Origin of the sequence: Shimia sp. (genome assembly GCF_049116215.1) — a bacterium.
Lineage (GTDB): Bacteria > Pseudomonadota > Alphaproteobacteria > Rhodobacterales > Rhodobacteraceae > Shimia.
In genome coordinates this window covers 108970-134058 of record NZ_JAGDZB010000001.1, presented here as the reverse complement: position 1 = coordinate 134058, position 25089 = coordinate 108970, and the positions used below count along the sequence as shown (strand labels likewise).

Sequence of the window (25089 nt, the reverse complement as noted above, 5' to 3'; positions counted from 1 at the left end):
AACAGGCCAAAGGCCAGCTTCTGTAAACCGGTTGATGACATACCCACTCCACCCTGTGCTAAGTTATGGAGAAATCTAAGAACTCTGCCGCGATAAGGCTAGGGGGAAGTTTTGGTAAAGCGGCGCATTGCCGAGGCAATTGCACCGCTTGCCAGACTATTTGCGGCGTCGGGTGGGTTTGCGGCGTGTTTCTTCAGGCACCGCGCCTTCGAGCCCCAATTGGTCACGCACAACACGACGGCGCAGCTCTTCGACTTCGCCTGGCTTGAGTTGGCCAAGTTGGAACGGACCGTAAGACACCCGGATCAGGCGGTTTACGGTGAGGTTTATGGCCTCCATGGCGCGGCGGATTTCTCGGTTTTTGCCCTCGCGCAGGCCAATTGTCACCCAAGCGTTGGCGCCTTGCTGGCGATCCAAAGTGATCTCCATTGGTTGGAAGTGTTCGCCGTCGACTTCAATGCCTTTGCGCAGTGGGGCAAAGGTGTCTTCCGTTGGTCGGCCATTGATTCGCACACGGTATTTGCGCAGCCAGCCAGTGCTGGGCAGTTCCAGTTTGCGTTTTAGGCCACCGTCGTTGGTGAGTAGGAGTAGGCCCTCGGAGTTGAGGTCCAAACGTCCAACAGTCATGACGCGGGGCAGGTTTTCTGGCAGGTGATCGAAGATCGTATCGCGGCCCTTTTCATCGCGGTTGGTGGTCACAAGGCCGGAGGGTTTATGATAGAGCCAGATGCGTTCCGGATCTGGCTCGCCCACTGGCTTTCCGTCAACCGTGATGCGGTCTTTGGTGGTCACGTTAAGCGCGGGGCTGTCGAGTTTTTGGCCATTTACCGACACGCGTCCGGCCTCAATCATGCGTTCGGCGTCACGACGCGACGCCACCCCCGCACGAGCCAGCACCTTGGCGATGCGGTCGCCTTCGCGCTTGGGGGCGTCAGATACCGGTTTGGCTGGCGCCTTGCGCGGCTTGGACGGGCGCGTTTTGGCAGCGCTTGGTTTCGCGGTTGGGCGACGGGAGGAGGGGGGCTTTTGAGACATGTCCCCATGTACCTGTGAAACGGGGATTGCGAAAGGGGGCTTGGCAAGGCAAGTCTGCTGTATGACGTTCACTTCTCATATGGATCTGGCGCTTGAAGAAGCGCGCGCCGCGGCGGAGCGCGATGAGGTTCCTGTTGGCGCGGTGATTGTTGGACGGGATGGTGCGGTTCTGGCTTCTGCGGGCAACCGGACACGGGAGGACTGCGATCCAACGGGGCACGCGGAGATTTTGGCGATGCGGGCAGCCTGTGCCAAGATTGGCCGTGAGAGGCTGGTGGGATGTGATTTGTATGTGACGCTTGAGCCCTGTCCGATGTGTGCCAGCGCGATCAGTCAGGCGCGGATTGCACGGGTGTACTACGGTGCGTCTGATCCGAAGTCGGGCGGCGTGGCGCAGGGGCCGCGCGTGTTTGCCCATCCGCAAAGCCACCATGTGCCAGAGGTCTATGATGGCCTTGCAGCAGGAGAGTGTGAAGCGTTGCTCAAGGTGTTTTTTGCAAAGCGCCGGTGAGGTCTTAGAGCTCGATTGCTGCCATTACCTCAGGTTCGATCACGTCCACATCTGGAAGTGCCTCAATAAGCGCGTCGGCCGATTGTTCCAGCATCGGGAACGTCTTGTAATGACAGGGAATGACGGTTTTGAAGTTGAAGAATTTGTTGGCGGCGTAGGCGGCGCGGCGCATGTCCATGGTGAAGTATCCGCCGCAAGACATAAGGCCGATGTCTGGGTTGTGAAGGTCGTTGAAGATTTCCATGTCTGCCATCACATCTGTGTCTCCGCTGACATAGATGGTTTTGCCTTCGCCAGAGATCATAAGGCCGGCTTCGGTTCCGACGTATTGCCGCTGTTCGTTGTGGACCAAAGAGGATGAGTGGATCGCATTGACCAGTGTGACGGCGATATTGCCCAGGTGAATGGTGCCGCCTTTGCCAAACCCAATCCCTGTGAGGCCATGGGATTTTTCCATCCACTCGGCCAGTTCATAGACAGCCGCTACCGGTGCGCCGGTTTCAGCGGCGATGGCGGGGATGTCTTCGATGTGGTCCGAGTGGCCGTGCGTCATGAGGATTGCTGTGGTTCCTTGGATGGCGCGTTCACGATCTGCATCTGGAAAGGTAGGGTTGTTTGTGAGCCAAGGGTCGATCAGCAACACTTGGCCTCCGATTTCGATGCGAAACCCGGAATGGCCGAGCCAGATAATCTTCATAATCAATCTCCTATTGCAATGGACGTGACCCTAACGAGACGGTCAGGTTTGGTAAATGCACCAGATGTTCCAACCTTTTGGCGGGCGGCGGAAGCCTGTTGGGCTGGAAACCACGTCGCGTGGCTTGCACCATATTCCCGTGCGCGCTAAAGGCTGAAGGCACGTCCGCAACGAGAGAGTCTTGCCCCATGTCGATTGACGAAAGCACCGCCGCCAAAGTGGCCAAACTGGCCCGCATCAAGGTTGAAGAAGAGGCCCTGCCTGCGCTGGCTCAGGAATTCAATGCCGTGCTGGGTTTCATTGAGCAACTGAACGAGGTTGACGTTGAAGGCGTGGAGCCAATGGTGTCCGTAACCCCGATGCGCCTGAAGCGTCGTGAGGATGTGGTGAACGATGGGGATCAGCAGGAGAAAATCCTGAGCAACGCGCCGGATGCGCGTGAAGGCTTTTTTGCTGTTCCCAAAGTGGTGGAGTGATCCGGCCTACCTGCCGTTGATCCCCTGACAATAGATTTTGCCCCACATAGAGAGGCGCCGATATGACCGATCTGACCAAACTCACACTGGCTGAAGCCCGCGACAAGCTGCGCGCCGGTGATGTGACTTCCGTTGAACTGACTGAGACCTTTTTGAAGGCGATTGATGACGCGGACGCGCTCAACGCATTTGTGCACAAGACGCCGGAGATCGCGCTGGAGCGTGCGAAAGCGGCGGATGCGCGGATTGCGCAAGGCGATGCGCCGGACATGTGTGGCTTGCCGATTGGCATTAAGGACCTGTTCTGCACCAAAGGTGTGGCGTCCCAAGCGGCCAGCGGCATTCTGGAAGGCTTTACGCCAGAGTATGAATCCACTGTTTCGCAAAAGCTGGTGGACACGGGTGCGGTGATGCTTGGCAAGCTTAACATGGATGAGTTTGCGATGGGTTCGTCCAACGAGACCTCCGTTTATGGCAACGCCATCAACCCGTGGCGGCGCGGCAATGACGAAGCGGCACTGACCCCTGGTGGATCGTCTGGTGGCTCGGCTGCGGCTGTGGCGGCGGACCTGTGTTTGGCGGCGACCGGCACCGACACTGGCGGCTCGATCCGTCAGCCTGCAGCCTTTACCGGCATCACTGGCATCAAGCCAACCTATGGCCGGTGCTCCCGCTGGGGCGTGGTGGCCTTTGCCTCCTCGCTGGATCAAGCAGGCCCGATGACCAAAGACGTGCGCGACGCAGCGATCATGCTGGAAGCGATGTGCGGACACGATGAAAAAGACAGCACCAGTGTCGATCTGCCGGTGCCAAACTTTGAAGCCATGCTAACTGGCGACATTCGTGGCAAGAAGATTGGTATTCCAAAAGAGTACCGTATGGATGGCATGCCAGCGGAGATCGAAAAGCTCTGGGCCGATGGCACCGAGATGCTAAAAGCCGCAGGTGCGGAGATTGTTGACATCTCCCTGCCGCACACCAAGTATGCTCTGCCAGCCTACTATGTGATTGCGCCAGCAGAGGCTTCTTCGAACCTCGCGCGCTATGACGGTGTACGCTATGGCCACCGCGCCACTCTGGCAGCAGGTGACGGCATCACTGAAATGTATGAAAAGACCCGCGCCGAAGGCTTTGGCCATGAGGTGCAGCGCCGTGTGATGGTTGGTACCTATGTGCTGTCCGCTGGTTTCTATGACGCTTACTACAACCGTGCGCGTCGGGTTCGGACGCTGATCAAGCAGGACTTCGAGAACGTCTTTGCGCAAGGTGTTGATGCAATCCTGACACCGGCGACGCCGTCTGCGGCCTTTGGTCTGGGTGAAATGACCGACGCCGATCCGATCCAAATGTATCTGAACGACGTGTTCACCGTGACAGTGAACCTTGCTGGCCTGCCCGGAATTTCGGTGCCAACAGGCGTAGACAGCCAGGGTCTGCCTTTGGGTCTGCAGCTGATTGGCCGTCCTTGGGAAGAGGGTGATCTGCTGAACACCGCCTATGCATTGGAGCAAGCAGCAGGTTTTGTGGCCAAACCGGGCAAATGGTGGTAAGGCTGCTGCAAAACTAAGAGCAGTTAAGGCAGAACATGAAACGTAGCATTGGGGCCATTTGTGCGCTGGTCGCGCTGAGCGCGTGCCAGCCCGCCGTACCAGACAGCGCCGCGGGCGTGTTTTTCGACGAAAAAACCGGAGAGCATCGGCGGACAGCATTGCCGCCAGCCAATGCGGTGTCTCAGGAGACGATCCCGGACGCACCGCAGATCGCGACAATCGAGCCGGCGCCTTTGGTTGCCACCGTGCCCCCGGCGCAATCCGTTGCGGCGACGCCTTTGGTGACCACCACAACGGCACAACCGCAATCCGCAGCTGCGGCGGCGAGCACTGTGCCTTCGGCAAGCGCGGCTGCGTCAGCAACCAATGATGCGGCCAGCATTGCCAGCGAGACCACAGCCGCGTTGGTGGCTGCATCGGCCAATTCTGGCGAGCAACCACTTCACGCCAGCCCAAGCAACCCGGCGCCGCAGGTGTTCTCCAACCCGGGCATTTCGGATGAGAATGACTTTGCTGCTGTCGATGGGCGTCGCTCCATCGAAGCTGATGCGGCGCGGCGGGCGCAGAATAAAGCCAACTACACAGTGATCCAGCCGACCGCCGTGCCGGTGCGCACGGGTGACGCAGGGCCAAACATTGTGGCTTATGCGCTTGAGACCAAACACCCACGCGGGACCAAGATGTACAACCGTTTGAAAATTGGTGGCGCGTCACGCTACGACAAAGCCTGTGCCAAGTTTGCCAGCGACGAAGCGGCGCAGCGGGCGTTTCTGGAAAAGGGGGGGCCTAAGAAAGACCGCCTTGGCGTTGATCCGGATGGTGACGGCTATGCCTGCAAATGGGACCCCAGCCCGTTCCGTGTGGCGGCCGGCAACTAATCTATGCCCTCAAAATTGGACATTTTACATCAGCCCTCGCCAAACTTTGGCGAGCGGCGAGATGGCCAGCGGCCAGAGCTGATTGTGATCCACTACACGGCCATGGATAGCGCCCAGGCGGCGATTGACTGGCTGTGCAATCCGGAAGCGGAAGTCTCGGCGCACTATGTGATTGCACCAGATGGGCAGGTCACGCAACTGGTGGCAGAAGAGCTACGGGCTTGGCACGCGGGTGTTGGCAGCTGGCAAGGCCAAGGCGATGTGAATTCCCGAAGTATTGGTATCGAGCTGTCCAACAAAGGCGACCACCCGTTTGCGGCGGCGCAGATGGATGCGCTTGAGGTGCTGCTGGCGGGTATCATGCAGCGTTGGGGTATTGGCGCGGAGGGCGTGATTGGCCATTCCGATATGTCTCCAGGCCGCAAAATTGATCCAGGTCCGAAATTTGACTGGCTGCTTTTGGCGCGTCAGGGATTGGCTGTCTGGCCCGACCAAGTGGCTGAGCAGGCGGATTGGGAAAGCTGTGCCGCGGAATTTGGCTATGATCTGGAAAATCCGAACTGTTTGGACGCGTTTCGGGCGCGGTTTCGGCCTTGGGCTGAAGGACCATCCGACGCCGAAGACGCGCGGATTGCAGCACGATTGGCGCAGTTGTCACGCAGAGATTGACCCGGTTGCGCCAAGCGCCTATTGCGATAGCGCGCAGAGAGCTGGATGGCCGTGGGGGCGTAAGCCCGCGAGGAAAGTCCGGACTCCACAAAGCAACGGTGCCGGGTAACGCCCGGCCGGGGAAACCCGAGGGAAAGCGCCACAGAAAACAGACCGCTCTCGCTTGCGAGAGTAAGGGTGAAACGGTGGGGTAAGAGCCCACCGCGCGGCTGGCAACAGCGGCGGCACGGCAAGCCCCACCGGGAGCAATGCCAAATAGGGACCGCGTGTGCGCAAGTACAGGAGCGCTTTGCTCCGAGCAGGTCCGGGTTGGCAGCTTGAGGTGTCTGGTAACAGGCACCCTAGATGAATGGTCATTGAACCGGCTTCGGCTGGGGAACAGAATCCGGCTTATAGGCTCTCTGCGCGTCAGCTTCCCATTTTGCACAAGACAAACAGAGGCTTGCCGCCATAGGGTGTTGGTAAAACATATGAGGCTGCCATGAGTATTGTCGAAGAAATTGCCCTGCGCCAAAGCATCCGCTTGGGATTGCTTGTGGTGGGGCTGTTGGCGGCGGTGATTTATGCGATGGCCTTCTGTCACCGCCCACCCAGCGTTTGGAAAACGGTGATAAAGTCCATCCCAATGCCCGCCTTTGCTGCAGCCGTAGCCGTGAGCTTTGGATCTTGGGCGGTTGTGGTGGCGCTCCTGTTGTCTGCGCTAGGGGATCTGGCGCTGTCGCGGGATGGCGAGAGAGCGTTTCTGGTCGGTTTGGTTTCCTTTGCGGCGGCACATGTGGCCTATGTGGCCTATTTCTGGGACATCGGGGCTGGGCCGTTGGCGGCGCCGGTCTTGTTGGCAGTTTTGTTGGCTCTTGCTTTGTCGACTGAGCGTTGGTTAAGCCCTTTTACCGGCGATCTGCGTTGGCCAGTGAGAGCCTATGTAGTGATTATTTGTGCCATGGGGGCAACGGCGTTTGGGCTGGCGGATCGTTCGCTGGCGGTGGCTGGCGCTGTGGCCTTTATGGCGTCTGACACGCTGTTGGCGATCCAGTTGTTTCGCATGAAACCGGATGCGGCCCTGCAACGCATGGTGTCGATTGCGCTATGGGTGCTTTATGCGGGCGGACAGTTTCTGATTGTGGCGGGTGTGGGTTGGGCGACCCCGCTCTTTTAAATCCTGTAAAATCAGACTAACTGGAAGCAAGCAGTTCCGGAGACCACCATGGCGTTTTTCTCAAAGCTCAAAGACAAGCTGTTCAAATCGTCGTCCAAGTTGGACGAGGGGCTTGAGGCGATTGTCGAAGATGGTGGCGAAGAGACCGAAGCGGTTGCGGTTGAGAACCCTCCCGTAGAGCAGCCTTCGGCTGTGGCGATTGAGGTGGAAGCGGCGCCTGTCGTGGAAGAGAAAGCGCCTGTTGAGGCGCTCAAGTCCGGCATCCTTTCGCGCCTGACCGGGCAAAGCCAAAGCGGTCCAGTTGTGAAGCGTGTGCTGGACGACGACATGCTGGAGCAGCTGGAAGAACTGCTGATTGCCTCGGATATGGGCGTGGACACCGCCCTGCGCGTGACGGCGAATATCGCAGAAGGCCGTTTGGGACGGCGGGTCTCTACGCAAGAGATCAAAGATATTCTCGCAACCGAAGTGGCACGGATCATGGAAACCGTGGCGCGCCCTATGCCGCTCTATCCGTCCAAGCCGCAGGTTGTGCTGGTTGTGGGTGTGAATGGCTCTGGTAAGACCACCACCATTGGCAAGCTGGCAAGCCAGTTCCGTGCGGCTGGGAAGTCTGTGGTGATTGCGGCTGGGGATACTTTCCGGGCAGCGGCGGTGGAGCAGCTGCAGGTGTGGGGCGAACGTGCGGGTGTGCCGGTTTTGACGGCGCCGGAGGGTTCGGACCCTGCGAGCTTGGCTTATGATGCGATGACCAAGGCGGAAGCCGAAGGTGCGGACCTGTTGATGATCGACACGGCTGGGCGTTTGCAGAATCGTCAGGACCTGATGGAAGAGCTTGCCAAGATTGTGCGGGTGATCCGCAAGAAAGACCCGGATGCGCCGCACAACACTTTGTTGGTGTTGGATGCTACGACCGGGCAGAATGCGGTTAGCCAGGTGGAGACCTTCCAAAAACTGGCAGATGTGTCTGGTCTGGTGATGACCAAGCTCGACGGCACGGCCAAAGGCGGTATTCTTGTGAGTCTCGCAGATAAATTTGGCCTGCCGATCCACGCGATTGGTGTGGGCGAGCAGATTGATGATCTGCAACCGTTTGATCCCGAAGAGTTTGCTGCGGCCTTGATCGGCTTGGAGCAAAAGTGAGCTTGAACCGCTCTCTTGAGGCCATAACATGAGCGCCTGGCTGGTGTCTTTGGAGGGCACAGCCTCAGGACAGCAACTGGCTTTGACCTTGGCCTTGCTCGCCGCGTTCCTACATGCGGTGTTTGGCGCGCTTCAAAAAGGACGGCATGATCCCTGGCTAACGCGCGGCGCGATCGATTTCAGCTACGCGGCCATGGCGGCGCCGTTTGCATTGTTTGTGGTGCAGTGGCCCGAGCCGCATATGTGGCTTATTTTCCTGGGCGCCTTTGTCATTCACACAGGATACAAGCTCTTGCAAAGCTGGGCCTACACCAAAGGCGCGTTTACCGTGGTCTATCCGGTGGTGCGCGGCGTGGGGCCGTTTTTCACGGTCATTGGCGCCTATCTGATTTTTGGCGAAACCTTCAGTGGGCTGCAGTGGTTTGGGGTGGCGGTATTGATGGCGGGTATTCTTGGACTGGCCGTCTACAACATGGTGTTCATGACCGACGGGCGTGACACCTTGGTGGCGGCGATGGTCATCGCCGTGTTCACCGGATTTTTTGTCGCGCTATACACCACCTATGATGCTTACGGCATTCGTGCGACGGCGGATCCGTTCACGTTTCTGGCTTGGTTTTTCCTGATTGATGGTCTGGTGTTTCCGGTGTTGGCGGCGATGAGGTATCGCGCCATGGTCACCCCGCCCAGCCTTGGCCCGTTGATGATACGTGGATTTATAGGCGGGTTGGTGGCCTTTGCCAGTTTTGGCTCAGTGATGTTGGCTACCCGGTTGGACAACGTCGGTGAAGCGGCGGTGTTGCGAGAGACCTCGCCGGTGTTTGCCGCGCTGATTGGCTGGCTGGTGCTAAAAGAGACGGTTGGCCCACGCAGGATTGCCTTGATGGCATTGATTGCGCTGGGCGCTGTGATAGTGGAAGTGGGCAGGCAATAGGAATGCGACATGGCTGAGAATACTTCTGAGAACAAGATCAACCCGATGCTCAAGATGGGGTTGGAGCTGGGACCTATTGTGGTGTTCTTTGTCGCCTATCTGCGGCTGCGGGACCAAACCATTGAGATCGGAGGCACGGCCTATGATGGGTTCATTGTTGCCACAGCGGGCTTTATTCCTTTGCTGATCCTGACCACAGGCATCCTTTGGAAACTGACCGGCAAGCTCTCAAAGATGCAGGTGGCCACTTTGGTACTGGTGATCCTGTTTGGCGGGCTGTCGGTGTGGCTCAATGACGAGCGGTTCTTCAAGATGAAGCCAACCATGATCTACCTGCTGTTTGGTGGGGCATTGGGAGTCGGCTTGCTGCGCGGACAGAGCTATCTGAAGTTTGTGATGGAAGAGATGATGCCCCTGAAAGAAGAGGGTTGGATGCTTTTGACCAAACGGCTGACGGCGTTTTTTATCGGGCTGGCGGTGCTGAACGAGGTGATCTGGCGCACTCAGAGCACGGACACATGGGTTTACTTCAAGACCTTTGGCCTAACCGCAGCAGTGTTCATTTTCTTCATGACACAGGGCAAGATTTTCCAGGATTACGCGCTGGAAGAAGAGGCCGACAAGGGCTGAAGGGCGCCGTTTTTTGCGTGATGGCTGGGTGTGTTCTCGGACTACGTTCCAAATAAGTCGGCCTGGACCCAGGTGTCGGATCGGTCTGCGCGCAGATCGGTATGCAAAGTCCGCCCGCGCCGCAGGGCAGGGCGCTCCCACAAGGCTTTGAGCCAGCGGGCCATGTGAGGTTTGTCCTCCAGCGTTTGCTCTTGCCCCTCCCACAAAGAAGCCCAGCCCCAGGCGGAAATGTCCGCAATGGAGTAGAAATCGCCTGCCAGGTACTCGTTCTCGGCCAATCGGCGATCCAGCACGCCGTAGAGGCGGGCGGTTTCGTCGCGGTACCGGGCTTTGGCGTAGGCGATGTCTTCAGGCGCGTATTTCAGGAAGTGATGGGTTTGTCCGGCCATGGGACCAAGCCCGCCCATTTGCCACATCAGCCATTCTTCCACGGCAACTTGGTCCCTTTCTGTCGTACCCAGAAACTGGCCGGTTTTGCGCGCGAGGTAGAGCAGGATCGCGCCGCTTTCAAAGACTGAGATGGGCTGACCGTCTGGCCCGTTTGGATCAACAATTGCGGGCATGCGGTTGTTGGGGGCGATCTTCAGGAAGTCCGGCGAAAACTGATCGCCCTTGCCGATATTGATCAGATGCGTGCTGTAGGGCAGCGCCATTTCTTCAAGAGCGATGGAAATCTTCCAGCCGTTGGGCGTGGGCCAGTAGTATAGATCAAGTGGCTGTTGCATGGGCGGTCCTCAGGTTGGAGACGCCATGATGCCGGTTTCAGGCCGTGCTGCAAGAGGTCACGTTTGAGCTTGGGCGCACCGAGGCCAAATATGTGCGCGGTGTGAGTTGCGCCTGTAGCGTCTGAAGCGGCAATGATGCCGGATTGCGCAACAGATCCGAATAAAACGCCATAGCGCCGCGGCGCAGGTAAGGGGACCAGTGGCAGAGCCAATGGGCCGGTGGGTCAATGGTGTGCCCAAGGGCTGCAAGCCGCTTGAGGCCCGGTTTGTCCTCTAACCTGATGGTCAGCGCGTTTGGCGCATCAAAGCCCCGGCCGATCGAGCGGTCATGCGCGCGGCTTCGGCCCAAAAGCTGCTCAAAAAGGATGTCATAGAAGGCGTTTTCGCCGCTGACCACGTTGAAGAGCTCGGCGCCCTGTCCGGCGTCGGTGCGTAGAGCCATGGCGGCAGATGGGCGAAAAACCGCGCCGTTCAGAAGGATGATACGACCAATATCGCCGAATGAGAGGCGGTGCAGAGCTTGAAGCGCAACATAGGCGCCCATTGAGTGGGCCACCAAGTTCACCGGGCGGTTCGGGGCTTGAACGCGGAGCTGTTGCACCAGTGTGGCCAGAGCATGCGAGGCTCGGATCGCAGAGCGTAGAGCCTGTTTCAGGGAGCCACGTGCATTCCATCCAAAGGCAACTCCAACACCGCTGTTTGGCGTTGGGGAAAGGTAGCCAAGGTGTTTGGGCCAGCTCACGACCTTTGCACTGGCGGCATCCAATGGGGCAAAAATGTGGGCGTGTGGGCATCGACCAGGCACATAGGGGTGGAACTTGTATCCATGCAGCATGACAGTGATTGGGCCGTCGGTGTCCAGAGTTCGATTGAGCAGTGGCAATAGCGGTGCATCGGTGCCGTGCAACACGGGTTTGCGGCCTTCTGCGTTGATCCGAATGAGTGCCATCTGTGCTGTCCCTTTCACCTACTCTCAGTGTTGCGCGAAAATGTGCAGATTGCGTAAAGCAGGCGTTACAGGAAGGTGAACGGGCCCGTGTGCCTTGACGTTTGCGGCGTTGCGGCGTAATTCGCCTGTGTGGCGATTTGTTACCGGATTGCGGGCCACGTTAAAGATGCCGCTAAAGAGGTCAGGACGAAGGAGCCCCTTCCGCTTGGCCGGAACGGGGCTTTTTATTTGGGTCGGTCTGAGGGACCCGGGAGAGATGACATGAGCGATTGGAACAAACGCACAAAGCTGGTGCATGGCGGGACACGGCGCAGCCAGTACAACGAAGTGAGCGAGGCGATTTTCCTCACGCAGGGCTTTGTGTATGAGAGCGCGGAGCAGGCCGAGGCCCGCTTTGTCGAGATTGGCGAAGACGAATTTATCTACGCGCGCTACGGCAACCCCACTGTTGCGATGTTTGAAGAGCGGATTGCGGCGCTGGAAGGTGCTGAGGATGCTTTTGCCACAGCCAGTGGCATGGCAGCCGTCAGCGGCGCGTTGACCTCGATGCTCAAAGCTGGCGACCACGTGGTTTCCGCCAAGGCGTTGTTTGGTTCCTGTATCTATGTGTTGCAGGACATTTTGGGCCGCTATGGCGTGGAAGTGACCTTTGTCGACGGCACGGATCTGGCGGCCTGGAAGGCCGCGATGCGCCCGGACACCAAAGCGGTGTTTTTTGAAAGTATGTCCAACCCGACGCTTGAGGTGATCAACATCACCGCCGTGGCGCAGATTGCCCATGAGGTTGGTGCGACGGTTCTGGTGGACAATGTGTTTTCCACTCCAGTGTTCAGCAACGCGATCGAGCAGGGTGCTGATGTGGTGATTTACTCAGCCACCAAACATATTGATGGTCAGGGCCGGGCGCTGGGCGGCGTTGTGCTCGGCACCAAAGACTTCATCAGGGGAACGCTTGAGCCCTACATGAAGCACACTGGAGGCAGCATGAGCCCGTTCAATGCTTGGGTGATGCTGAAAGGGCTCGAGACCATTGATCTGCGTGTGCGGGCCCAGGCGGAGAGCGCGCTGGCGATTGCGTCGGCTTTGGAGGGCCATCCGGCCTTGGAGCGCACAATCTACCCTGGGTTGAAGAGCCATGCACAGGCGGCCTTGGTGAAAAAGCAGCTTGACGGCAAGGGCGGCACCGTGCTGTCGGTGGACATCAAGGGCGGGCGCGAAGCGGCGTTCAAATTCTTGAATGCGCTGGAGATTGCGGTGATTTCCAACAATCTGGGCGACGCAAAATCGATTGCAACCCATCCGGCGACCACCACCCACCAGCGTCTCGAAGATGAAGTAAAGGTGGATCTGGGAATCACGCCGGGATTGGTGCGTTTCTCCGTAGGTTTGGAAGACACCGATGATCTAATTGCTGATATCAAGCAGGCGGTTAAGGCATCACAAACCTAAGTTCTTGGAGTTGGCGATATAGCTCAACACGGCGCGCGACGGGAAAGTCGGGCGCTTTTTGTGTCTGATGTGACGGATGTGAACCAAGGTGTCGTTTTTTGCGTATGAGTTAGTGAAATTGGCATTTTGCCGACGTACGCACTAAGTTAATCAGGCGACAGCAGGGAAAAGGCGCTTGGCCATGAATGTTCAAAACTCCAAGACCCAAACTCAATTGACACGGGAAGACGCGGAAGAAGCGCTCGCGCGATTGCGGACTTGGGCTCAAGACGCGTCAGTGACGGAGATTGCGGAGCTGGACCCGGCGGTGGCACGTTTGTTGCCGGATCAACCGCTTGCCAACTACCCCGAGCTGTCGCGCCAGTACCCTGAGAGTTTTGACGTTACGCCCGAATATCGGGCGACCCTGCCGGATCTACAAAATGGTCCTGAAAGCTTGATCAAAGGTGAGAAGCAGCAAATCCAGCATGTCGGGATTTCCAACTTCCGCCTGCCAATCCGATTTCATACGCGCGACAATGGTGACATCAGCCTTGAGACCAGCGTCACTGGCACTGTCAGTCTTGAGGCGGATAAAAAGGGCATCAACATGTCCCGAATCATGCGGTCGTTTTACAAACACGCAGAGAAGACCTTCAGCTTCAGTGTGATGGAGGCGGCTCTGGCGGACTACATCACCGATCTGGAGAGCTTTGATGCGCGGCTGCAGATGCGGTTTTCTTATCCGATGAAGATCAAGTCGCTGCGGTCTGGTCTGGAAGGCTATCAGTATTACGACATTGCGCTGGAGAAGGTGCAGCACGGCGAGACCATGCATAAGATCATGCATTTGGACTATGTGTACTCCTCAACCTGTCCCTGTTCTTTGGAGTTGAGTGAGCATGCGCGGATGTCACGCGGGCAGTTGGCCACGCCTCATTCGCAGCGGTCGGTGGCGCGAATTTCGGTGGAGATTGTGGACCGCCCGCGGGTTTGGTTTGAAGACCTGATTGATCTGGCGCGGGCCGCGGTGCCAACCGAAACACAGGTGATGGTGAAGCGCGAAGATGAGCAGGCGTTTGCAGAATTGAACGCGGCCAATCCAATCTTTGTGGAAGATGCGGCGCGCCTGTTCTGCGAGAAGCTCAAAGCCGATCCGCGCATCGGAGATTTCCGGGTGATTGCCAGCCATCAGGAAAGCCTACACAGCCACGACGCTGTGTCAGTTCTGACGGATGGACCGCTGTTTGCGTCCGAAAGCATTGATCCAAAACTGTTCACCACGCTGTTTCACGTTGGGTAACGTGGCGGCGCAGTTGCACCGGCGTGTGCCGTTTACGCACTAAAACAGCACGTTAGCTGATGCGGTCTGTCTCTTGCATGAGGGAACGCGCTTGACAGCGGCTGGCGCAACCGCCAACCCTGCGGCCATGCTGGACTTACGACCCGTTGGATATGTGATCGGCCTTTTGGTGGCGATATTGGGCGTGGCCATGTTTGTGCCCATGATTGTGGACCTATTGGATGGCACGACACATTGGGAAGCCTTCTTTGTCAGTGCCGTTGTGACGTGTCTTTCTGGAGGGATGGTGGCGTTGTCGTGTCACAACGGACGCGGTGATGGGCTGTCGTTGCAGCAAACCTTTTTGCTGACCACGGGGGTATGGCTGGCTCTGCCAATGTTTGGTGCGCTGCCCTTCATGCTGGGCGCCACAGAAGCCCGCATTGTGGATGCGTTTTTCGAAGCGATGAGTGGTTTGACCACCACGGGGTCAACGGTGTTTTCGGGGCTTGATGAGCTGCCACGTGGGATGCTGTTGTGGCGTGGATTGCTGCAATGGCTGGGCGGCATCGGTATCATTGTTGTGGCGATGGTGTTTTTGCCCGAGCTGCGTGTTGGTGGGATGCAGATTTTCCGCAGCGAAGGCTTCGACACTTTTGGGAAAATCTTACCGCGTGCCACGGAGATCAGTAGCCGAATTTCGGTGATTTACATCACTCTGACGGTGGCCTGTGCGCTAGCATATGTGATCACGGGAATGAGCGCCTTTGATGCAGTGGTGCATGCTATGACCACCATCGCGACCGGTGGTTTCGCCAATTATGATTCCTCATTTGGCGCCTTTTCTGTCGGTACCGAATATGTTGGGGTCATCTTTATGCTTCTCGCCGCGCTCCCCTTTGTGCGTTTCGTGCAAATGACCGCAGGTAGCGCCAAGCCTCTTCTGCAGGACTCGCAGATCCGGGCGTTTTTTATGACCGTGGCTGTGATTGTGATCATGCTCACCAGCTGGCAAGTATTGAGCAACGGGATTGGCAGTGAGGCTGGGTTTCGCAAGGTGCTGTTCAACACCACCTCAATTGTTACGGGAACAGGCTACGCCAGTGCGGATTACATGCAGTGGGGCGGGTTTCCCGTCTCTGTGCTGTTCTTTGCGGGGTTGATCGGTGGCTGCGCGGGGTCAACGGCCTGTTCCATCAAGGTCTTTCGCTATCAATTGCTGTTTGCCACGATCAAAACCCAAATCCTCAAAATTCAGCATCCTAGTGGTGTGTTTACGCCAAGCTTCCAAGGGCGCAAGATTGACGACGATGTGCTGAACTCTGTGATGAGCTTCTTTGTGTTCTTCACCGTGACGCTTGGCGGACTCGCTGTTCTGCTGGGTATGACAGGGCTTGATTTCACCACCGCTCTGTCAGGATCGGCGGCGGCTCTAGCCAATATTGGCCCAGGATTGGGCGACATCATTGGCCCTGCAGGCAACTTTGCGACACTGAATGATGCTGCCAAATGGCTTTTGGCGGCGGGCATGTTGATTGGCCGGCTGGAGCTATTGGCGGTCTACGTACTCTTTACGGTTCAATTCTGGAGGGCCTGATGGTGGCACTGGATCAGGAGATGCGTCCTTTGGGGGCGCAGATTTCGCACATGCTGAAAGCACGTGGTGTGGATGTCATTTTTGGCATTCCTGGCGTGCATAATGTGGAAATGTATCGTGGCATTGAAGAAGCCGGGATCACGCATGTTCTGGCGCGTCACGAACAAGGCGCTGGTTTTATGGCGGATGGCTATGCGCGGGCCTGTGGCAAGCCTGGAGTGGCCTATGTGATCACGGGGCCTGGGGTCTGCAACATCTTAACGCCCTTGGGACAGGCCTATTCCGATAGCGTGTCGGTGCTGACCCTGGCGAGCTGCCTGGATGAGCATGTTGGCCATCGTGGGCAGCTGCATCAGATGCGTGATCAGCGCGGCGCGGCGTCGTCAGTGTGTGATTGGGCTGAAGAAGCACGCACTGCACGAGCGGCTTATGATCTGATTGATCGCGCTTTTGTAGAATTCAAGCACAAGCGGCAGAGATCAAAGTACCTTCAGGTTCCTATTGGTTTGTTGGGCAGCTTGGCTGAACAGGGTCCAGAGAAGGCCGCAGGGGACCATGCAAGCAGTGGTGGACAGCAAGTGCCGGTGTCCTTGGGCGGGCTTGATCAGATGTTGGCGGACGCGCAAAAGCCGATGTTTGTGTTTGGCGGCGGCCTTGTACAGAACGGTGCTCCTGCCGATCTGACCCCAATTGAAATTCCGGTACGTGACCTGGTGCGGCGCAGCGGGGCTGCGGCGTTTATGACTTATGCGGGGTGTGGCCTTCTGAGTGCGGAAGAGCCGTTGAGTTTTGGCACCTATCTTGGAAGGGCAGAAAGCAAACGCATTATTGGTGAAGCCGATTTGGTGGTTGTGGTTGGATCTGAACTGTCGGAGTGCGACCTGTGGCGGGATGAGTTGGGCCACAAAGGCACCTTGGTGCGAGTCGATATTGATGCGGAGGTTTTGGCTGATCGCCATCGCGCGGAAATCACGTTCCATAGCGATGCACGTGCTTTTGTGGAGGCCTTATTGGCTGCGTTGCCTGCGGAAACTGCGGAGCCGCGGTGGAACACGGACGATGTCGCAGGTGCGAAGAAACGCTTCCGTGCGGAAACCGATGCGGAACGCCCTGGTATTGCTGAGATTTGTGACGTTCTGTCAGAGGTCATGCCGGACGACGCGATGATCTATTCCGATATGACGCAGTTTGCCTACGTGGCCAAAGAGGTGTGGGACATGGAACGCCCCGGTTTTTGGCATCATCCCAGCGGGTTTGGCACTTTGGGTTATGCGTTGCCGGCCTCGATTGGCGGGGCGATGGCCCGTCCGGGGAAGCCGACAGTGTGCATCGCGGGGGACTACGGTTTCCAATACACCGTGCAGGAACTCGGCGCGGCAGTGGAGATGAAACTGCCCATCCCGATTTTGCTGTGGGACAACCACAAGCTCAAGGAAATCGAAGATAGCATGGTGTCCAGTCAGATCGCGCCGAATGCGGTGGTCGCCATGAACCCAGATTTCTGCAAGCTGGCGGAAAGCTATGGCTGCTTGGCAACGGACCCGAAGACGGCTGCGGAGTTGGAGGCGGCGTTGACGCAGGCTTTTGACGCGGATCGGCCAACCTTGATCCGGATGACGGCGGCGCTGTCGACATCCTGAAATACGTGATCTTGAAATGTAGAGGGCGGCTCCCAAAAGAGCCGCCCTTTGTTTTTTTGTGGTGGTGGGAGTTGCTTACCAGCAGCTCACCAGAACCGTCATGTCACTGGCCTGTTTGGTCAGGTCTTCCGGAGCCATGGAAGCGCCGTTGGAGGATAAGGCGGCTTGGATTCCTTCTTGCGCCAGAAGTGTGCGGATGGCGTCGCTGTTTACGGCGAAGTTTACTTCTCCCGGCAGCTGTTGTGCGGATTGTGCGTCGCGAGGCAGCAGCATACCAAACACGGAACCACCAGCGTCAAAGACAGGGCCGCCCCAGTCGCCAGGCTGGACGTTCAGCGCCAGACGGGTGAGTTCCTGCTCACCGCGCAGGCCCTTTACATCCGCCAATTGGCCGAAGGTCAGTGTTGGCGCACCAAGGGCACCTTCGTAGGAATACCCTGCAACGGCCACTTCGGACTGAATGCGTGGGGCGCCTTCCCGCAGTGTGGCGACGTCAATTGGTGCCAGCGAGGACGTCGGGCTTAGGATCGCGATACCAAGCGCTTCGTCGATCACAGAAACCTGCGCGTCGTAGTCTTCTTCAATGGTGACTTTGGTGCAGTTCTGCACGGCTTCGGCGGTGGTCACCACGTGGCCCTTGCGGTCAATGAAGAAGCCGGAACGGGACTGTTTGGGCTTGCGCACTTGCAGGCCGGAGATCAGATCGATGTTTTGCGCGGTGTCATCCCCGGCGGCGGGGTCCAAAACGCCGCCAATCCGGGTGAAGCTGGCCTGCATTTCGCCAAGAATACGGGCGCGGCGTTCTTCGTCGTTGGCAGGCCACACCAGTGTGAAGCCCTTGATCTGACCCTCTTTCAGGGTGACTTCAGTGTGGCTGACAACATCGGTGTTTTGACCTGTCAAAACAAAGCTGGACTTCTTGCGCTCACGTGGTCCGTCCAGCGGGACAATCTCAAGCGTTTGCATGATGTCATAGAGACCAAACAGGGTGTTCTGGTCGCCTTCCTGGCTGATCAACAGAACTTCCGCCGGGATGTCGCCGGAGGCCTGATACCGCACGAAGGGATACTCGGAAGCGGCTTTTGCTACCGCGCCCATTGGCACAACCATCTCGATACCTGCGTCCAGATCGCTCACCAATTGTAGGTTCATGCCTTCAAGAACCGCAAAGAATTGCTGGCGCAGTGTGTCGCGTTGCAGTGTTGTCATCACACCAGTGACGTCAAAACCGTTGTCTGCCTGCCAGTTGGACATGGAGGCGCGGGTGCCACGGCCAAAGGAGCCGTCGATTGCGGAGTTGTAGTAACCGGCCCATTTCAACCATTCTTGCAAGGTTTTCTTTTCGTCACGGGATAGAGCAGCTTCACTCGCGCGGGCTTCGCGGACGGTTTCGTCAGGTTGCTGCGGAACAACCGGCGCGACCTCTGGTTCAGTCGGTGTTTCCACGATCACAACCTGCGTGTCCTGCTGCGCGGGTTGGGCTGGCTGCTGACCGGACAGCGCGGCTTGTGGGTTGGCCAATTGGTTGGCGCCCACTGGCCAGAACTGGCTGCGGTATTCACGTGCTGTTGCCAGATAGGCATCCACGGGAATCACACCCTCCGACCGGTAAACGCGCAACACATTTTCCGCATCTTCCCGGCGGTAGGGCCCTACAGCGATGGCGTACCAGCCGCCACCTAGGGTAAAGCCGTTTACATCGTCCATACGCTGGGCGTAGGCGCGGATGTTTTCGCTGGCTTGGGTCAAGCTGGGTTGGGCTTCGAGCTGTACCCAAACGATGTCATCTGAGGATTGAGCAGTGGCGGAGGTGACACTGAAAAGCAGTGCCACAAAAAGCGACAGAATAGTGCGCAGCATGTTGGTGGTGGTCCCTGAAACGCGTGACAATTGTTAATTAGAGGCTCTTTTATCAGGTTCGGCGCGGCTTGCACTCATAATTTGGTGAGCTTGAGCCGTGGCGTGATGTTGACCCCGTGCAAGCTTGCGCATAAGCAAGACCCGCGTTTGGAAAGGGCTTTCACCATGGCACATAGCGACAGCAAACCGCGGAGCTTCCAGGAGATCATTTTGCGGCTCCAGAATTACTGGGCCGAAAAAGGCTGTGCAGTGTTGCAGCCCTATGACATGGAAGTGGGTGCTGGTACGTTCCACCCGGCGACAACATTGCGGTCCTTGGGCGGCAAGTCCTGGGCGGCGGCCTATGTGCAACCGTCACGTCGCCCGACCGATGGGCGGTATGGTGAGAACCCGAACCGCTTGCAGCACTACTATCAGTATCAGGTACTGATCAAGCCAAGCCCGCCCAACCTACAGGAGCTGTACCTCGGCTCGCTGGCGGCGATTGGCATCGACATGGAGATGCATGACATCCGCTTTGTTGAGGATGATTGGGAAAGCCCAACGCTTGGCGCTTGGGGCCTTGGCTGGGAAGTCTGGTGTGACGGTATGGAAGTCAGCCAGTTTACTTATTTCCAGCAGGTTGGTGGCCACGACTGCCACCCGGTGTCCGGCGAGCTGACCTACGGTCTGGAGCGCTTGGCGATGTATGTGCTGGGCGTCGATCACGTAATGGACATGCCGTACAACGATCCGCAGACCGAAATTGCGCTGACCTATGGCGATGTGTTCAAGCAGACCGAGCAGGAATACAGTCGTTGGAACTTTGACGTGGCCAACACCGATGTGCTGTTGAAGCAGTTTGAAGAGGCGGAAGCGGAGTGCGAGAAAATCCTCGCGCAGGAGCATGTTGATCCAAAGACCGGCAAGCGTATTATCATGGCCCATCCCGCGTATGATCAGTGCATCAAGGCGTCTCACCTGTTTAACCTGCTGGACGCGCGTGGTGTGATTTCCGTGACTGAACGTCAGGCCTATATCGGACGCGTGCGGGCACTGGCGAAACAGTGCGCGGATGCGTTTGTGCAGACAGAGGCGGGTGGCTACGCGGCGTGAGCCTCTTAAGCCAACCCCGGCAGCAAGACTTTCGCGCCGTCGGCTACCATGCCGACGGCGATTGCTATCAGGACCATGCCCATCAAGCGGGTCATGATGGTGCGGGCCGTATTGCTGAGATAGCGGCCGATGTTGCCAGCAAAATAAAACACCACTGCGATCATCAACAGAACCAGCACAACGCACCCGGCGTAGATGCCCCAGTCGGAGGGCTGTTGCACCTGCTGGGCATAGAGGATGAGTGTGGTGATCGTGCCCGGGCCCACCAGCATGGGGAAGGTCATAGGGTAAAACGCAATGTTGTCAGCATCGGAGTCGTGCATGACTTCGCGCTCTCGTTCGGTGCCATGGTGCGCCGTGCTGCGCCGGCCGTTGAGCATGACAAAGCCAATTTGCACCAGCACCATGCCACCTGCCACGCGAAAGGCATCCACGGAGACGCCAAAGAATTCAAGGATTGCGGTGCCCGAGATCGCGATGATCACACAGGACACGGCGGTATAGGTGAGGATCTTGGTGGCGGCGCGGCGCTGTTCGGCTTGATGCAGATCTTCGGTCAGGCCAAGGAACACCGGCAGGTTGATGAAGGGGTTCATAACGGCAAACAAAGCGCCAAACATGGCGATGGCGAAGCTTTCGGACATTTCCACCCCTTTGAAGGCCTGAAGAAATCACTTAAATCAGCGCCAACTGTGCCGTGGTCTTGTGCAACGTGCAATAGAAACAACACCCGTTGGGGGAAGGTAAGAGCATGACTGGAAAACTGCTTGGAGGGCTGATTGTGCTGACAGCGTTGATTGGCGGCGTCGCCATGTATTGGTTGCAGATCTACGGCTACTACGACGCGGTGCCTGCGTCGGATATGCAGGATGATGTGCAATTGACCCTGCTGGTTGACGGGCAGGTCGAGCCCATTTTGTACGAAAATTTTGAAGCCATCGACAGCGAGAGCTCCCCCATTCGCTATCGTGCGTGTTTCACCACCTCGATGAGTGCAGCGCTTTTGACCGAAACTTACGAGATGTTGGAGAAGGCAGAACCGCGCAATGCGCCCAAGTGGTTTGACTGCTTTGACGCCAGTGAAATTGGCAAGTCGCTCGAAAACGGTGAGGCGCTCGCGTTTTTGGGTGAGAAGGACGTGCTGTATGGCATTGATCGCATTGTTGCGATCTTGCCGGACGGGCGTGGGTTTGCCTGGAACGAAATCAATGCCTGCGGCGAGATTGCTTTTGACGGCAAGCGTTTGCCCGCGCATTGTCCTCCACGACCAATGGAGTGAGTAGATGGATCAGGTGTTTGTTGTCCCGGAAATGATCACGGCCACCTTGGGGTTTGCTGTGTTCCTGTTGGGCGCGCGCCTGACCCGCAAAGTCGCCTTTTTGCGGGAGTTCAATATCCCTGAACCGGTCACAGGTGGCTTGATCGCGGCGGCGGTTTTTGCGCTGTTCTCGGTTGTTTCTGGCGTGGGTTTGAGCTTTGAAACGGGCGCTCGAGACTACTTTTTGGTGCTGTTCTTTGCTGGCATCGGTTTGAACGCACGTTTTTCCGACCTGTTGTCGGGAGGCGGAATCCTGATTCTGCTGTTGGTTCTGACCCTGGGCACCATCATTGTGCAGAGCGTCATTGGCATTGCCGGAGCCACCATGTTTGGCCTGCCTGCGCAGTCTGGTGTGTTGCTGGGGTCCGCCTCCTTGATCGGCGGGCATGGGACCGCCATTGCCTGGGCGCCCAATGTGGCCGCAGCCACAGGCTTGAACAGTGCTGCGGAGCTGGGCGTGGCGATGGCGACACTCGGGTTGATTGCGGCCTCTCTTGTAGGCGGGCCGATTGCCAAGTTTTTGGTAGGCCGCCACGGACTAACCTCCACGCACCAAGGGGACGGCGACGTTGTTGGTGTGTCATTTGAGGAGGAACACGAGACCTCGGAAATTTGTCACGTGTCTTTGATGCGGGTGATGCTGAGCCTGCATATCGCTATTATTCTGGGCTACGTCTTACATGGCGTTCTCAAAGAAGCAGGCCTGATGTTGCCACTGTTTGTGCCCTGCCTGATTATGGGCATTGTGCTTGGCAACTTGCGCCTACTAATCGCCCCCAAAGCGGCCCCTGTGGCGCGCACCCCTACTTTGGCGGTGATCTCGGAATTTGCATTGGGGGTGTTTCTTGCGATCTCTTTGATGACGCTGGATTTCTCCACGCTGAGCGGGGCCGGCCTTGCGATTATGGCAACTGTCGGCGCACAGACAGTCATCACCGTTGTTTTGGTCATTCTGGTGTTGTTCCCAATCCTGGGTCGTAACTATGATGCCGCCGTGCTCGCGTCCGGCTTTGCCGGGTTTTCGCTTGGCGCAACACCTACGGCCATTGCCAATATGACCGCTGTGACCAAACGATACGGCCCTGCGCCAATTGCTTTTGTCGTTTTGCCCTTGGTTTCAGCCTTTTTTGTCGATATCGCGAACGCGATTGTCATCCAATCCATCGTGAACTTCTAAGGACCCGTCATGCCTGATCTGCTGATCGAACTTTTCTCCGAAGAAATTCCCGCGCGTATGCAGGCGCGGGCTGCTGATGATCTTAAGAAAAAGATCACGGATGGTTTGGTTGAGGCCGGTTTGACCTACGCCCATGCGCGTGCCTTATCTACGCCCCGCCGTTTGACCCTGGCGATTGAAGATCTGTTGGCGGAAAGCCCAACGATTAAGGAAGTGCGCAAAGGTCCAAAAGTGGGCGCGCCGGACAAAGCGATTGAGGGTTTCTTGCGTGGCGCAGGTGTGTCCCGCGACAATCTGGAAGAGCGCGACACGCCAAAAGGTGCGGTGTACTTCGCCTCCATCACCAAACCAGGGCGTGCGGCGGCGGAGATTGTGGCCGAAGTTCTTGAAGACACCATTCGCAATTTCCCTTGGCCCAAGTCTATGCGCTGGGGCACGGGGTCTTTGCGCTGGGTGCGTCCGCTGCACTCCATCCTTTGCATTCTGAGCGCTGAAGATGGCCACACTGTTGTGCCAGTTGATATTGACGGCATCAAATCTGGCGACACCACCGAGGGTCATCGCTTTATGGGCAGTGGCCGTTTCACCGTGCACGGGTTTGAGGACTATGAGGTCAAGCTGAAGCGCGACCGGGTGATCCTGAACGCCGAAGAGCGCGCCGAAACCATCTGGAACGACGCCACCAATATGGCGTTTGCCCAAGGTCTGGAGCTGGTTGAAGACAAAGGTCTTCTGGCGGAGGTCGCAGGGCTTGTGGAATGGCCGGTTGTGCTGATGGGCGACATTGCAGAGGATTTCCTTGGCCTGCCGCCAGAGGTGCTGCAAACCTCGATGAAGGAGCACCAGAAGTTTTTCTCGGTGAAGAACCCGAAGACCGGTCGCATTGAAAAGTTCGTGACCGTGGCCAACCGCGAGACCAAAGACAACGGCGAGACCATTCTGGCCGGAAACCAAAAGGTGCTGTTTGCGCGGTTGTCGGACGCGAAGTTCTTCTGGGAAAACGACATTCGCGTGGCCTCCGCTGGGGCGGATGCGTGGCTTGAGAGCCTGAACAATGTGACTTTCCACAACAAACTGGGCAGTCAGGGTGATCGGATCGCGCGTATTGCTGCGTTGGCGAGTGAGGTCGCGCCAGTGACCGGTGCGTCCTTTGGCGAGGCCGACAAGGCCGCGCGGTGGGCCAAAGCGGACCTGAGCTCGGAGATGGTCTATGAATTCCCGGAACTGCAGGGCCTGATGGGGCGATATTACGGCGAAGCGGCAGGGCATTCCGCAGCGGTTGCGGTAGCGGCAGAAGAGCACTACTCGCCGCTTGGTCCGTCTGATGATGTGCCGACGGCGCCGGTATCGGTGGCAGTTGCCATGGCGGATAAACTCGACACGCTGACCGGATTCTGGGCGATTGACGAGAAGCCAACCGGCTCCAAAGACCCGTTTGCCCTGCGTCGTGCGGCATTGGGAGTGATCCGCTTGGTTCTTGAAAACAACCTGCGTCTGTCACTGGATGCGCATTTTGATCGTCAGCTTTTGCGTCACAAGGCGCATGAAACGCAGGACGACAAGCTGGCGGCAGCATTGGCCAAAGATCTGGAGCATGAGATCGCGGAGCATGGTGTGCTGGGCGCCGTTGTGCACACGGTCAAAGCGACCATTGATGGCGAGTTGCCAAAGCACATCGAGGCACTGCGTGAGAGCTTGCCTGACACCTCGGCAGATCTGCTGTCCTTCTTCCATGACCGCCTGAAGGTTTATCTGCGCGATCAAGGTGTGCGCCATGACGTGATCGACGCCTGTATTGCGATGCCGGGCAATGATGATCTTGCATTGCTGGTGGCGCGTGCACGGGCGCTGCAAGACTTTGTTGCCACCGAAGATGGCGAAAATCTGCTGCAAGGCTTCAAGCGGGCCAACAACATTCTGAGCCAGGCCGAAGAGAAAGACGGTGTGGAATACTCCTTTGGCGCGGATGTGAAATTTGCCGAGGACGACAGCGAAAAAGCACTGTTCGCGGCGCTGGATGCGGCGGAAGGGGCGATTGCGTCGGCCATCAAGGCGGAAGACTTTGCCTCTGCGATGGGGACCATGGCGACGTTGCGTGCGCCAATTGATGCGTTCTTTGAGGCCGTGCAGGTGAACAGCGACAACGACATCGTGCGCCGCAATCGCCTGAACTTGTTGTCCCGTATCCGTGTGATCTGTCTGCAGGCAGCGGACCTGTCTCGCGTCGAAGGCTAACCCTCAAAATCGTCGCAGCGGAACAGCAAAGGCTTGTTTCGCTGCGACGCCGGTCTATGCTGCGTTGCACAACAAATAGGTGCCGCAGTGCAGCAGAACGACCC

General features: G+C 57.6%; 23 protein-coding genes, 1 other RNA gene and 1 riboswitch. Of the genes, 18 read left to right on the top strand and 6 right to left on the bottom strand.

Annotated elements, in window-relative coordinates; all coding sequences use genetic code 11:
- Nucleotides 1-156: 156 nt before the first annotated feature.
- Complete coding sequence (locus JXR15_RS00645; RefSeq protein ID WP_422051340.1) at nucleotides 157-1035, bottom strand: pseudouridine synthase; 879 nt, start codon at nucleotides 1033-1035, stop codon at nucleotides 157-159.
- Nucleotides 1036-1096: 61 nt separating this feature from the next.
- Between JXR15_RS00645 and JXR15_RS00640 the strand changes: the two genes are divergently transcribed.
- Nucleotides 1097-1546, top strand: coding sequence for a nucleoside deaminase (locus JXR15_RS00640; RefSeq protein WP_422051339.1), 450 nt, complete (start codon nucleotides 1097-1099; stop codon nucleotides 1544-1546).
- Between the two features lie 4 nt (nucleotides 1547-1550).
- Here the strand turns inward: JXR15_RS00640 and JXR15_RS00635 are convergent, their stop codons facing one another.
- The gene (locus JXR15_RS00635; RefSeq protein ID WP_422051338.1) at nucleotides 1551-2243 is read right to left on the bottom strand and encodes a metal-dependent hydrolase; all 693 of its coding nucleotides are present in this window, start codon (nucleotides 2241-2243) and stop codon (nucleotides 1551-1553) included.
- A 188-nt stretch (nucleotides 2244-2431) separates the two neighbouring features.
- Between JXR15_RS00635 and gatC the strand changes: the two genes are divergently transcribed.
- The 9 genes from gatC to JXR15_RS00590 all read left to right on the top strand — a co-directional run bounded on the left by gatC (nucleotide 2432) and on the right by JXR15_RS00590 (nucleotide 9679).
- Complete coding sequence (gene gatC, locus JXR15_RS00630; RefSeq protein ID WP_422051337.1) at nucleotides 2432-2719, top strand: Asp-tRNA(Asn)/Glu-tRNA(Gln) amidotransferase subunit GatC; 288 nt, start codon at nucleotides 2432-2434, stop codon at nucleotides 2717-2719.
- Nucleotides 2720-2781: 62 nt separating this feature from the next.
- Entirely contained in the window at nucleotides 2782-4269 is a 1488-nt protein-coding gene (gene gatA, locus JXR15_RS00625) for an Asp-tRNA(Asn)/Glu-tRNA(Gln) amidotransferase subunit GatA (RefSeq protein WP_422051336.1), read from the top strand.
- Between the two features lie 35 nt (nucleotides 4270-4304).
- Entirely contained in the window at nucleotides 4305-5147 is an 843-nt protein-coding gene (locus tag JXR15_RS00620; protein WP_422051335.1) for a hypothetical protein, read from the top strand.
- A gap of 3 nt (nucleotides 5148-5150) precedes the next feature.
- Complete coding sequence (locus tag JXR15_RS00615; RefSeq protein WP_422051334.1) at nucleotides 5151-5816, top strand: N-acetylmuramoyl-L-alanine amidase; 666 nt, start codon at nucleotides 5151-5153, stop codon at nucleotides 5814-5816.
- Between the two features lie 33 nt (nucleotides 5817-5849).
- Nucleotides 5850-6225: RNase P RNA component class A (rnpB, locus tag JXR15_RS00610), an RNA gene on the top strand.
- 72 nt (nucleotides 6226-6297) lie between these two features.
- Nucleotides 6298-6972: a lysoplasmalogenase gene (locus tag JXR15_RS00605; RefSeq protein ID WP_422051333.1), complete on the top strand. Its 675-nt coding sequence runs from the start codon at nucleotides 6298-6300 to the stop codon at nucleotides 6970-6972.
- Nucleotides 6973-7020: 48 nt separating this feature from the next.
- The gene (ftsY, locus tag JXR15_RS00600) at nucleotides 7021-8115 is read left to right on the top strand and encodes a signal recognition particle-docking protein FtsY (protein WP_422051332.1); all 1095 of its coding nucleotides are present in this window, start codon (nucleotides 7021-7023) and stop codon (nucleotides 8113-8115) included.
- A 28-nt stretch (nucleotides 8116-8143) separates the two neighbouring features.
- Entirely contained in the window at nucleotides 8144-9049 is a 906-nt protein-coding gene (locus JXR15_RS00595; RefSeq protein ID WP_422051331.1) for a DMT family transporter, read from the top strand.
- 9 nt (nucleotides 9050-9058) lie between these two features.
- Entirely contained in the window at nucleotides 9059-9679 is a 621-nt protein-coding gene (locus tag JXR15_RS00590) for an inner membrane-spanning protein YciB (RefSeq protein WP_422051330.1), read from the top strand.
- A gap of 41 nt (nucleotides 9680-9720) precedes the next feature.
- Here JXR15_RS00590 and JXR15_RS00585 read toward each other — a convergent pair whose 3' ends face one another.
- Together JXR15_RS00585 and JXR15_RS00580 are read right to left on the bottom strand one after the other, a co-directional pair.
- Nucleotides 9721-10404 carry a glutathione S-transferase N-terminal domain-containing protein gene (locus JXR15_RS00585; RefSeq protein ID WP_422051328.1) on the bottom strand — a complete coding sequence of 228 codons (684 nt, stop codon included), beginning with the start codon at nucleotides 10402-10404 and terminating at the stop codon, nucleotides 9721-9723.
- Between the two features lie 37 nt (nucleotides 10405-10441).
- Nucleotides 10442-11353 (bottom strand): alpha/beta fold hydrolase, encoded by a 912-nt coding sequence (locus JXR15_RS00580; RefSeq protein WP_422051327.1) that lies wholly within the window; start codon nucleotides 11351-11353, stop codon nucleotides 10442-10444.
- A gap of 119 nt (nucleotides 11354-11472) precedes the next feature.
- Nucleotides 11473-11550, top strand: a riboswitch (SAM riboswitch).
- A gap of 64 nt (nucleotides 11551-11614) precedes the next feature.
- Here JXR15_RS00580 and metZ point away from each other — a divergent pair.
- The 4 genes from metZ (at nucleotide 11615) to JXR15_RS00560 (ending at nucleotide 17300) form a co-directional block, all read left to right on the top strand.
- On the top strand, nucleotides 11615-12802 hold the full coding sequence (metZ, locus tag JXR15_RS00575; RefSeq protein ID WP_422051326.1) for an O-succinylhomoserine sulfhydrylase: 1188 nt from the start codon (nucleotides 11615-11617) through the stop codon (nucleotides 12800-12802).
- Between the two features lie 181 nt (nucleotides 12803-12983).
- Nucleotides 12984-14084: a GTP cyclohydrolase FolE2 gene (folE2, locus tag JXR15_RS00570; RefSeq protein ID WP_422051325.1), complete on the top strand. Its 1101-nt coding sequence runs from the start codon at nucleotides 12984-12986 to the stop codon at nucleotides 14082-14084.
- A 127-nt stretch (nucleotides 14085-14211) separates the two neighbouring features.
- The gene (locus JXR15_RS00565; RefSeq protein WP_422052222.1) at nucleotides 14212-15660 is read left to right on the top strand and encodes a TrkH family potassium uptake protein; all 1449 of its coding nucleotides are present in this window, start codon (nucleotides 14212-14214) and stop codon (nucleotides 15658-15660) included.
- Nucleotides 15660-17300 carry a thiamine pyrophosphate-binding protein gene (locus JXR15_RS00560; protein WP_422051324.1) on the top strand — a complete coding sequence of 547 codons (1641 nt, stop codon included), beginning with the start codon at nucleotides 15660-15662 and terminating at the stop codon, nucleotides 17298-17300. Before JXR15_RS00565 ends, JXR15_RS00560 begins: the two co-directional genes overlap by 1 nt.
- Before the next feature lie 75 nt (nucleotides 17301-17375).
- Here JXR15_RS00560 and JXR15_RS00555 read toward each other — a convergent pair whose 3' ends face one another.
- Nucleotides 17376-19160: a trypsin-like peptidase domain-containing protein gene (locus JXR15_RS00555; protein WP_422051323.1), complete on the bottom strand. Its 1785-nt coding sequence runs from the start codon at nucleotides 19158-19160 to the stop codon at nucleotides 17376-17378.
- Between the two features lie 165 nt (nucleotides 19161-19325).
- Here JXR15_RS00555 and JXR15_RS00550 point away from each other — a divergent pair, with 165 nt between their 5' ends.
- A complete protein-coding gene (locus tag JXR15_RS00550) occupies nucleotides 19326-20255 on the top strand; it encodes a glycine--tRNA ligase subunit alpha (protein ID WP_422051322.1) in 930 nt (309 codons plus the stop codon).
- 5 nt (nucleotides 20256-20260) lie between these two features.
- Here the strand turns inward: JXR15_RS00550 and JXR15_RS00545 are convergent, their stop codons facing one another.
- A complete protein-coding gene (locus JXR15_RS00545) occupies nucleotides 20261-20899 on the bottom strand; it encodes a MarC family protein (RefSeq protein WP_422051321.1) in 639 nt (212 codons plus the stop codon).
- 107 nt (nucleotides 20900-21006) lie between these two features.
- Between JXR15_RS00545 and JXR15_RS00540 the strand changes: the two genes are divergently transcribed.
- Genes JXR15_RS00540 through glyS form a run of 3 tightly spaced genes read left to right on the top strand, consistent with a single transcriptional unit; the run spans nucleotide 21007 to nucleotide 24985 of the window.
- Complete coding sequence (locus JXR15_RS00540; protein ID WP_422051320.1) at nucleotides 21007-21534, top strand: DUF6446 family protein; 528 nt, start codon at nucleotides 21007-21009, stop codon at nucleotides 21532-21534.
- A gap of 4 nt (nucleotides 21535-21538) precedes the next feature.
- The gene (gltS, locus tag JXR15_RS00535; RefSeq protein ID WP_422051319.1) at nucleotides 21539-22750 is read left to right on the top strand and encodes a sodium/glutamate symporter; all 1212 of its coding nucleotides are present in this window, start codon (nucleotides 21539-21541) and stop codon (nucleotides 22748-22750) included.
- A 9-nt stretch (nucleotides 22751-22759) separates the two neighbouring features.
- Nucleotides 22760-24985, top strand: coding sequence for a glycine--tRNA ligase subunit beta (glyS, locus tag JXR15_RS00530; RefSeq protein ID WP_422051318.1), 2226 nt, complete (start codon nucleotides 22760-22762; stop codon nucleotides 24983-24985).
- Nucleotides 24986-25089: the final 104 nt, after the last annotated feature.